At 74.7% G+C, this 9,277-nt stretch carries 7 protein-coding genes and 1 pseudogene; 4 read left to right on the top strand and 4 right to left on the bottom strand.

Features of this window, described 5'->3' with window-relative positions:
• Positions 1–267: 267 nt before the first annotated feature.
• Together ACYVPE_RS38160 and otnK are read right to left on the bottom strand one after the other, a co-directional pair.
• Entirely contained in the window at positions 268–933 is a 666-nt protein-coding gene (locus tag ACYVPE_RS38160) for a class II aldolase/adducin family protein (protein ID WP_461038433.1), read from the bottom strand.
• Positions 930–2,222, bottom strand: a complete 1,293-nt coding sequence (gene otnK / locus ACYVPE_RS38155) for a 3-oxo-tetronate kinase (RefSeq protein ID WP_461038432.1) — start codon at positions 2,220–2,222, stop codon at positions 930–932. The genes ACYVPE_RS38160 and otnK overlap by 4 nt, the downstream gene beginning before the upstream one ends.
• 85 nt (positions 2,223–2,307) lie before the next feature.
• Between otnK and ACYVPE_RS38150 the strand changes: the two genes are divergently transcribed.
• The 4 genes from ACYVPE_RS38150 (at position 2,308) to ACYVPE_RS38135 (ending at position 7,515) form a co-directional block, all read left to right on the top strand.
• A complete protein-coding gene (locus ACYVPE_RS38150; RefSeq protein ID WP_461038431.1) occupies positions 2,308–3,660 on the top strand; it encodes a homoserine dehydrogenase in 1,353 nt (450 codons plus the stop codon).
• A 78-nt stretch (positions 3,661–3,738) separates the two neighbouring features.
• Entirely contained in the window at positions 3,739–5,166 is a 1,428-nt protein-coding gene (locus ACYVPE_RS38145; RefSeq protein WP_461038430.1) for a GntP family permease, read from the top strand.
• Positions 5,167–5,210: 44 nt separating this feature from the next.
• Positions 5,211–6,011, top strand: a complete 801-nt coding sequence (locus tag ACYVPE_RS38140; RefSeq protein ID WP_461038429.1) for a DeoR/GlpR family DNA-binding transcription regulator — start codon at positions 5,211–5,213, stop codon at positions 6,009–6,011.
• A 67-nt stretch (positions 6,012–6,078) separates the two neighbouring features.
• Positions 6,079–7,515, top strand: a complete 1,437-nt coding sequence (locus ACYVPE_RS38135) for an FGGY family carbohydrate kinase (RefSeq protein WP_461038428.1) — start codon at positions 6,079–6,081, stop codon at positions 7,513–7,515.
• On the opposite strand, the gene ACYVPE_RS38130 is transcribed toward ACYVPE_RS38135, so the two are convergent.
• A complete protein-coding gene (locus ACYVPE_RS38130; RefSeq protein ID WP_461038427.1) occupies positions 7,503–8,528 on the bottom strand; it encodes an RNA polymerase sigma factor in 1,026 nt (341 codons plus the stop codon). The two genes, ACYVPE_RS38135 and ACYVPE_RS38130, sit on opposite strands and share 13 nt — an antisense overlap.
• Before the next feature lie 217 nt (positions 8,529–8,745).
• Positions 8,746–9,277: pseudogene (locus ACYVPE_RS38125) on the bottom strand (DNA primase); the annotation flags it as partial.

Below are 9,277 nucleotides of genomic sequence, written 5' to 3'. Positions count from 1 at the left end.
AGCGGCGTGGCCGCTCGCCCGGCGCTCCGCGTCGACCTCCGCGCGGAGCGCGGAACAAAGGGCGGGTGGGTGGGGAAAAACCGGCGCGCCGCGCCCCCGCTAGGCGCAGCCGCCCCGTCCCGCGCGGAGCGCCAGGGCCCACCCCGCGCGAAGCGCGGAACAAGGGGCGGGTGGGTGGGGGAAATCCCCCGCGGGAGCGCGCCGCACTCGCCCGGGCCCGCAGCGGAGGCGGCGCCGCGCTGCGCGCGCCCGGCCGGCCAGGCCCCGTCAGGGGCGGGGGTCCGCCCAGGGGGCGCCGTGGCGGTCGGCGAGCGTCGTGGCCTCCGACGGCGTCAGGAGACGGGGCGCGGCTGTCGGTCCCAAAAGAAGAAGCAGGCGGGTGGCCTCCTCCAGCTCCACCGCCGCGTCCACGGCCCCGGCCAGCGTAGGGCCGGCGGTGAGGGAGCCGTGGTTCTGGAGGAGCGCGGCCCGGAACGGGAAGTCGAGCGCGCGCAGCGCCTCGGCCTGGGCCGGGTCGCCCGGCGCGGCGTAGGGGATGAGCGGGGTCTGCCCGACCCGCATCACGAAGTACGGGGTCAGCGGCGGCACCGCGCTCCTGGCGGACCACGGTGGGAGGCACGAGTACGCGGCGGCGTGCGGGCTGTGCAGGTGGACCACGGCCTTCGCCGCGGGGTCGCGGCGGTAGCAGGCCAGGTGGAGGGGGAACTCCTTGGAGGCGCGGGGCCCGGACAGCGCGGTGCCGTCGAGCGCGAGCACCGCGAGGCCGTCCGGGTCGAGCGCGGCGAGCCGGGCGCCGGTCGGCGTGATGTGGACGCGGTCGCCGATCCGGACGCTGAGGTTGCCGGAGGCGCCTGGGCTCAGCCCGGAGGCGACCAGCTCCCGCCCGGCCGCCACCAGTTCGTCGATCGCCGCGGCCTCGGTCGCAGCCGTCATGAGAGCGCCTTCCAGCAGGTGGTGAAGATGTCGGGCGCGCCGAAGTTCCCCGACTTCAGCGCCAGGTTGTAGCCGTCAGGACGGTTCGTCGAGGTGCCGTGGGCCCAGGAGACGCCGGGGGCCAGGGCCGGCCCGAGTTCGAGGCGGCGGACGCCGAGCGCGCCGACGACGCTGCCCGAGGTCTCGCCGCCGGCGACCAGGAACTGGCGGGCGCCGGCCGCGGCGAAGGCGACGGCGCAGCCTGCTAGGGCCTCCTCGACGAGTTCGGCGGCCGGCCGCTGCCCGGGCGGCGGTGTGGTCTCCACGTCGTCGAGCGAGCCGACCGCGTAGACCAGCACCGGCTCGTCGGGCGCGGCGGCCCAGCGGTCCTCGGCCCAGCGGGCGATCGCGGCGACCTCGCCTGCCGGATCGGCGCGCAGCGCGGGGACGTCGAGCCGCCGGCCGGCCAGGGTGTCGCGGGCGGCGGCGATCTGGCCGCGGGTCGCGGCCGAGGCGCTGCCGGCCAGCACGGCGCGGCGGCCGGGCACCACCGGCATGGCGGCGGTGGCGGGCGGGCCGGCGGCCGGCAGGCCGAGCGCGAGCCCTGAGCCGCCGGTGACCAGCGGGTGGTCGGCGGTGGCGGCGGCGATGGTGGCCAGGTCGTCGTCGTCCACCGCGTCCACCACGGCGTAGCAGCGGCCGCCGGCCGCGGCCGCCCGCAGCGCTCCGGCGAGGGCCGCCTGGCCCTGTCGTACGGTGGGCAGTGGCACCGAGACCACGCGGTTGACGGTCTGCGGGGTGAGCACCCTGACCAGGTCGGCGTCGGTCATCGGGGTGAGCGGGTGGTGCCGCATCGAGCTCTCGCTCAGCAGCCGGTCGCCGACGAAGAGGTGGCCCTGGTAGACGGTGCGGCCGTTGGCCGGGAAGGACGGGACGACGACCGCGAGGTCGGTGTCGAGCGCGGCCGTCAGCGCGTCGGCCACCGGGCCGATGTTGCCGGTGGGCGTCGAGTCGAACGTCGAGCAGTACTTGTCGTAGAACCTGGCGCAGCCGAGCCGGCGGAGCGCGTCGAGCGCCGCGAGGCTCCGCGCCACGGCCTCGGCCGGCGGCGCGGTGCGGGTCTTGAGCGCGACGACCACGGCGTCCATGTCGGCGAGCGCGGGCAGTTCGGCCGGGGTCGGGATGCCCAGGGTGACGGCCGTGCGCAGGCCCCTGGCGACCCAGCTCGCGGCGAGGTCGGTGGCGCCCGTGAAGTCGTCCGCCACCGCGCCCCAGTGGGGGCCGTTCCGGCCGACGGCGTCGTGTGTCACGTGGTAACTCCTCACCTCGGATCAGGGGTGTGAATTTATGTTACTACAGTTGACGCAGGTGTTAATTGGCGTTACGTTCCGCCCCATGAACGATGTCCAGTACGTCACCTACGCCCTCACCGGCGCCGGCGGTGGCTTCGCCCGCACGCTGCTGGCCCAGACGCGGGCGCTGCCAGGACTCCGCCCCGCCGTGCTGTGCGATCTCGATCCGGCGGGCGTCCTCGCCCTCTGCGCCGAACTCGGCTTCCCCGCGGACTCGCTGGTCCGCGCCGACGACGCGGCCGCGGTGCGCGCCGCGCTGGCCGCCGGCCGGACCGCCGTGGTCGCCGACGCCGCGCTGTTGGCCGGGGCCGAGTACGACGTGCTGGTGGAGGCCACCGGCAACCCGGCGGCCGGACACCGGGCGGCCAGGCGCGCCGTCGAGGACGGACGGCACGTGGCGATGGTCAGCAAGGAGGTCGACTCGGTGGCCGGCGTCGCCCTGGCGGAGCTGGCCGGGCGGCGCGGCGTCGTCTACACGCCGGCGGCCGGCGACCAGCCCGCCAACCTCGTCGAGTGGGTGGCCAGGCTCCGGCGGCTCGGCCTCGACCTGGTCGCGATCGGCAAGTCCAGCGAGTACGACCTGGTCTACGACCCGGCCGCCGGCACCGTCACCCAGCTCGACACCACGGTGCCGGCGCCGGAGCTCGGCGCGCTGCTAACGCTGGGCGCGGAGCCGCGCCGGACCCTGGCCGCCCGCGCCGAGGCCGTCGCCACCCTGAAGCGGTCGGCCGCCGCCGACTACTGCGAGATGGCGGTGGTCGCCTCGGCCACCGGCTTCGTGCCCGACGTGCCCGAACTGCACTACCCGGTGGCCCGCCCGGCCGAGCTGGCCGACGTCTACGCGCTCACCGAGCACGGCGGCGTCACCGGCCGCACCGGCGTGGTCGACGTCTTCAGCGCCCTGCGGCTGCCGGGCGAGGCCAGCTTCGCCGGCGGCGTCTTCGCGGTGGTCCGCACCCACGACCCGGAGACCTGGCGGACGCTGGCCGCCAAGGGGCACGTGGTCAGCAGGGACGGCCGCTACGCCTGCCTCTACCTGCCCTACCACCTGATGGGCGTCGAGACCCCGCTCACCCTCTTCGACGCCGTGCTGCACGGCCGGGCCGCGGGCCCCGACGCGCCCGCCAGGCACGCGGTGCTCGCCGGCCGCGCCACCCGCGAACTGCCCGCCGGCACCCGGCTGGAGATGGGCGGGCACCACCACGAGATCCCGGGCGTGGCACCCGTGCTGCTGCCGGTCGGCGACGCCCCCGCCGACGCCGCGCCGTTCTATCTGGCCGCGCACACCACCCTTTCCAGGACGGTGCCGGCCGGCGCCCTGCTGTCGCTCGGCGACCTGGCGGACGCGGACCCCGCGCTGCTGGCCGCCTGGGCGGACGGCGCCGCGCCCGCCTGACCCCCACGACCCCACGCCCCACACCCCCGCACCACCGCAAGACACCACGCGAGACCCAAGGGAACGAAGAGGTTCGTCATGTCCGACGCCTACACGCTCGTCGCGTTCGGCGCCGCGATCATCGCTCTGGTACTGCTGATCGCCCGCTTCAAGGTCCACCCCGTGGCCACCCTGTTCATCATCGTGACCACGCTCGGCCTGGTACTCGGGCTCGGCGGCGCCAGGACCGTCGAGCTCGTGACCGAGGGCTTCGGCAACACCATGGCCAGCGTCGGCCTGCTGGTCATCTTCGGCTGCGTGCTGGGCAAGATGCTGGAGCTGAGCGGCGCCGCGCTGCGCATCACCGAGGAGGCGCTGCGCCTCTTCCCCGGCCGCCGGGTGCCGTGGGCGGTGGCGCTGGCCTCCACCGTGGTGGGCATCCCGCTGATCGCCGACACCGTGGTGCTGATGCTGATACCCGTGGTGTCGGCGCTCGCCTTCCAGGCCCGGATGTCGATGATGCGGCTCGGCCCGATCCTCTACATCGGCGCCTACGTGATGACCTCGCTCGTCCCGCCGGGTCCCGGGCCGCTGGCGGCCAGCTCGCTGCTCGGCGTCGACCTGGGCCGCGCCACCCTGTACGGCGTGCTGGTCGCGCTGCCCGGCATCCTGGTGGCCACCCTCTACCTGCTGACCATCAAGACGTACGTCGCGCCCAAGGAGGAGTTCGTCAAGCACCTCGCGCCGGTCGGTGCCGGCGGCGCAGGCGGTTCCAGCGGTTCCGACGGCTCCGGCGGCTCCGGTGAGCCGGCGGACGGCGCGCCGGCGGCCACCGGGGGCGACGCCGAGGAGGACCGGCCGCGCCCGCCGCTGTGGCTCTCGCTGGTCCCGATCTTCCTGCCCATCGTGCTGATCATGCTGCGGTCCTACCTGGTCGACCAGGTGGGCGCGGACTCCGGCCTGGGCGCCGTGCTCGGCTTCCTCGGCGAGCCGCTGATGGCGCTCTTCCTCGGCTGCCTGGCCGCGCTGCCGCTCTTCGGCCGCCGCTGGAACGACAAGGAGACCCTCAACGACCTGTTCGAGGCGGGGCTCCGGCTGGCCGCCCTGCCGCTGGCGCTCACCGGGGTCGGCGGCGCGCTGGCCCAGATCATCCGGGAGACCGAGGTCGCCGACAGCGTCGCCGACATGATCCAGGACTGGGGCGTCGCGCCCATCGTGGTGCCGTTCCTGGTGGCCGCGGCCATCTGCACCATCACCGGCTCCAATATCCTCGGCGTCATGACGGCCGCCGCGATCATGGAGCCGCTGGCCGAGGGCCTGGGCATCTCGGCGCTGGCGATCTACCTGGCCTGCGGCACCGGCGCGCAGATCATGAAGCACGCCAACTCGTCGGGCTTCTGGGTGACCACCACGCTGTCCAACCTCACGGTGGGGCAGGGCATCAGGTCCATCGGCGTGGCCTCCGCGCTGTCCGGGGTCACCGGCTTCGCGGTCGTCTACACGCTCTACGAGCTGGCCCTGATATAGCCCCGATACAGCCGCCGCGGCGGCCCGAGAACGGAGAGAGACCGGTGACGGACGAGGCACCGCTGATCCCGGACCAGCGACGGGAGTTGCTGATCAGGCTGCTGCGCGGACACTCCGTGCTGAGCGTCCACCAGCTCACCGAGCTGCTCGGGGTCTCGCACATGACGGTTCGCCGCGACATCGCCGCGCTGGAGCGGCAGGGCCGGGCGTACTCGGTGCCGGGCGGCGTCCGGATCGCCGGGCAACTCCACGACGAGCCCAGCTTCGTCGACAAGTCGACGATGGACCAGCCGGCCAAGCTGGCCATCGCGCGCCGGGCCGGCGAACTGCTCCACGACAACACCACGGTCTACCTCGACGCGGGCACCACCTGCCAGGCGGTGGTGCCCGAACTGGCCAAACGTCGCGGCATGACGGTGGTGACCAACGACTTCACCACCGCCAACGCGCTGATGGGCGACCCGTCGGTGCAGGTCATCCACACCGGCGGGCACGTGGAACACGCCAACCGCTCGGCGGTCGGCCGGCTGGCCGCGCTGGCGCTCGGCGAACTGGCCCTCGACCTGGCCTTCGTCTCCACCAGCTCCTGGGACCTGGCGCGCGGGGTCACCACGCCGTCCGCCCCCAAGGTCGAGGTCAAGCGGGCGGCCATGGCGGCGGCCAACCGCTCGGTGCTGCTCGCCGGCAGCGCCAAGTACGGCACCTTCGGCATGTACCGGGTGGCGGGGCTCGGCGAGTTCGAGGCCGTGGTCAGCGACGAGGGGCTCTCCCCCGCCGCGCGCGAGGCGTTGCGGGAGGCCGGCGTCGAGCTGCTGCTCGGCACGCCGGAACCGTCTCAGACCTGACCGGAGATCGTCACAGGAATGCTCATATGAAGTGCCCAAGCGGACGGATAGGGCATCATCAGGCTCCATGGGAATAGTCGCCGGCCTCGACAGTTCGTCCACCGACACCCGCATCGTCGTCTGCGACCCGGAGACCGGGCGAGTACTGCGGCGGGGCCACGCCCCGCACCCGACCGACGAACCGACGCCCGGCGCCTGGCTGTTGTCGCTGGGCGAGGCCGCCGACGGCGGCGTGCTCGAGGACGTCACCGCGATCGGCGTCACGGCACAGCCGCTCGGCGTCGTCGCGCTGGACGGCGAGGGCCAGCCGGTAAGGCCCGCGCTGACCGGCGGGAACGAGGGCGCGCGCGCCGCGGCGCTCGGCCTGGTGGACGCGCTCGGCGGGCGCGCCGCCTGGGCCGAGGCGGTGGGCGCGGTGCCGGGACCCGGCCACCCGGTGACCCAGCTGCGCTGGCTCGGCCGCGCCGAACCCGAGGCGGCCCGCCGGGCCGTGGCGGTGCTCCAGGCGCAGGACTGGCTGGTCTGGCAGCTGCTCGGCCGGCGGGGCCGCTGGACCACCGACCGGGGCGCCGCCTCCGCCACCGGCTACTGGTCGGCCGTCTCCGAGTCCTGGCGACACGAGCTGGCCGAACTCGCCCTGGGCCACGAGGTCGAGCTGCCCGAGGTGCTCGGCCCGGCCGAACCGGCCGGGCGCACCCCCGAAGGGCTGCTGATCTCGGCCGGCACCGGCGAGACCATGGCCGCCGCGTTCGGGCTCGGCGTCGGCCCCGGCGACGCCGTCATCTCGCTCGGCGCCTCGGGATCCGTCTGCGCCGTCCACGACGAGGCGCTCACCGACCCCACCGGCACCATCACCTCCTACGCCGACGCCACCGGGCGCCACCTGCCGGTGGTGCGCACCCTCAACGCCACCCGCGTGCTGCGCGGCACCGCCGACCTGCTCGGCGTCGACCTGCCCGGCCTCTCCGAGTTGGCGCTGCGCTCCACGCCGGGGGCGCACGGCCTGGTCTTCCTGCCCTATCTGGCGGGCGAGCGCACCCCGGAACTCCCGCACGCCTCGGGCACCCTGACCGGCCTGCGGCGGGAGAGCATGAAGCCGGAGCACCTGGCGCGGGCGGCGTTCGAGGGCATGCTGTGCGGGCTCGCCGACGCCACCGCCGTGCTCCGCGACCGCGGGGTCCGCATCGAACGGGCCTTCCTGCTCGGCTTGGCGGCCGAGCTGCCGGCCGTCAGGGCGCTGGCCCCCGGCCTGTTCGACGCCACGGTGGTGATCCCCGAGCCCGCCGACTACACCGCGCTCGGCGCGGCCCGACAGGCCGCCTGGGCGCAGGGCGTCGCCGACGGCACACTGACCGCCGAGGAACCGCCGGACTGGCCGTCGGCGCTCGGCGAGACGCTGGAGCCCGGCGACGAGGCGGCGATCGGCGCGACCGTGTTCCAGCAGTACGCGGCGGTCCGCGACCAGACCCACCCGGAGGCGACGACCGGTGGTCAGTCCAGGTAGCCGCGCAGCTGCTCGGCGTAGGCGTGGTCGCGGAGCTTGCTCAGCGTCTTGTGCTCGATCTGCCGGATCCGCTCCCTGGTGACGCCGAACAGCCGGCCGATCTCCTCCAACGTGCGGGGACGCCCGTCGAGCAGGCCGTAGCGCAGCTCGACGACCCGCCGCTCGCGGTCGCCGAGGGTGGAGAGCACGGCCTCCAACTGCTCGCGCAGCAGTAAGAACGCGGCGGACTCGGCGGGCGACGGCACGTCCGCGTCCTCGATCAGGTCGCCCAGGTTCACGTCGTCCTCGTCGCCGACCGGCGCCTGGAGGGAGACCGGGTCCTGGGCCAGCCGCAGGATCTCGCTGACCCGGGCCGGGGTGAGGCCGAGCAGCACCGCGACCTCCGCCGGGCTCGGCTCGTGGCCGCGCTCCTGGAGGATCCGGCGCTGCGCGCGGATCACCCGGTTGATCAGCTCCACGACGTGCACCGGCACCCGGATGGTGCGGGCCTGGTCGGCGATGGCCCGGGACATGGCCTGCCGAATCCACCAGGTCGCGTAGGTGGAGAACTTGAATCCCCGCGCGTAGTCGAACTTCTCGACGGCGCGGATCAGGCCGAGGTTGCCCTCCTGGACGAGGTCCAGCATGGTGAGGCCGCGGCCGATGTAGCGCTTGGCGACGGAGACCACCAGCCGCAGGTTGGCCTCGATCAGGTGCCGCTTGGCCAGCCGGCCGCGCACGATGAGATGGTCCAGGTCGAGCGCCAGCTGGTCGTCGAGGTCGACGCCCGACTCCAGCCGCTCCTCGGCGAAAAGACCGGCCTCGATCCGACGGGCCAGCTCCACCTCCTCGGCCGCGGTCAGCAGCGGTATCCGGCCTATCTCGCGGAGGTACTGGCGGAAGAGGTCACCGGTGCCCACCGACCCGCCCGCGCCCCCACCGCCGCCGGCGTCGTGCCGCGAACGTTTCCGCGGTGGGGCACCGGGCGACTGGACGGCGGCCGGAGCCGCGCTGATGAGCGACTGGGTCTGCACGGGGCGACCTCCAGTGATCGCGGCACGGGGAGAACACGCGGGGCAACACGGGAAGAGCGGAGGAGACGGAGCGAGCGTGAACAGACGGACGACGGAGCGGCACCGCCCCCAGTGTGCGGTACGGCACACTCCGTCCACGAGGGTCGTGCGCGCACTTTCTCCCTCCGGCGGGCCGCCGGGAACGCGGCGGAGGGCCGTCGGTGGCCGGCTTCGGCGGCTACAGGGCCGCGGCGCCGCGTTCTTTGAGGGCGGTGCGGTATTGGACGAGGGTCCAGAGTTCCTGGCGGATGTCGGCGGCGGACTCGGCGTTGGCCGAGGCCGCCTCCGCGCGCCTCGCGGCCGACTCGAGGTCGGCGATGCGGCGGTTGACGGCGGCGAGGCGGACCTGGACCAGGTAGTCCGCGGCCAGCCGGTCCAGTTCCCGCTGGCGACGCGACGTGGCGATGGCCTCGACGGCGAACTCGTTGATCATCACGCGGACCGTGTCGTCGGGTGCCGCCTCGCTCAGCCGGCCGAGGTAGCCGTCGTCGGCCGCGACGACCCCGCCGGCCTCGGCGATGACGCGGCGGATCACCACGTAGGGCGCGGCCGTGAACTCGTCCTCGCCGTAGGCGTCGAAGGCGGGGGCGACGAGCTCGGGGAACTGGATGGCGAACTTGAGCAGCTCCCGCTCCGGGAGATAGCCGGGGCTGCGCAGGTTCAGCGGGGGGCCGCCGCGCTGAGCCGGCGGCGTGGCGGCGGCCGCCGCC

Source organism: Streptomyces mayteni, assembly GCF_054783955.1.
The sequence above is the reverse complement of the archived record's forward strand: the minus strand, read 5'-3'. Positions and strand labels throughout refer to the sequence as shown.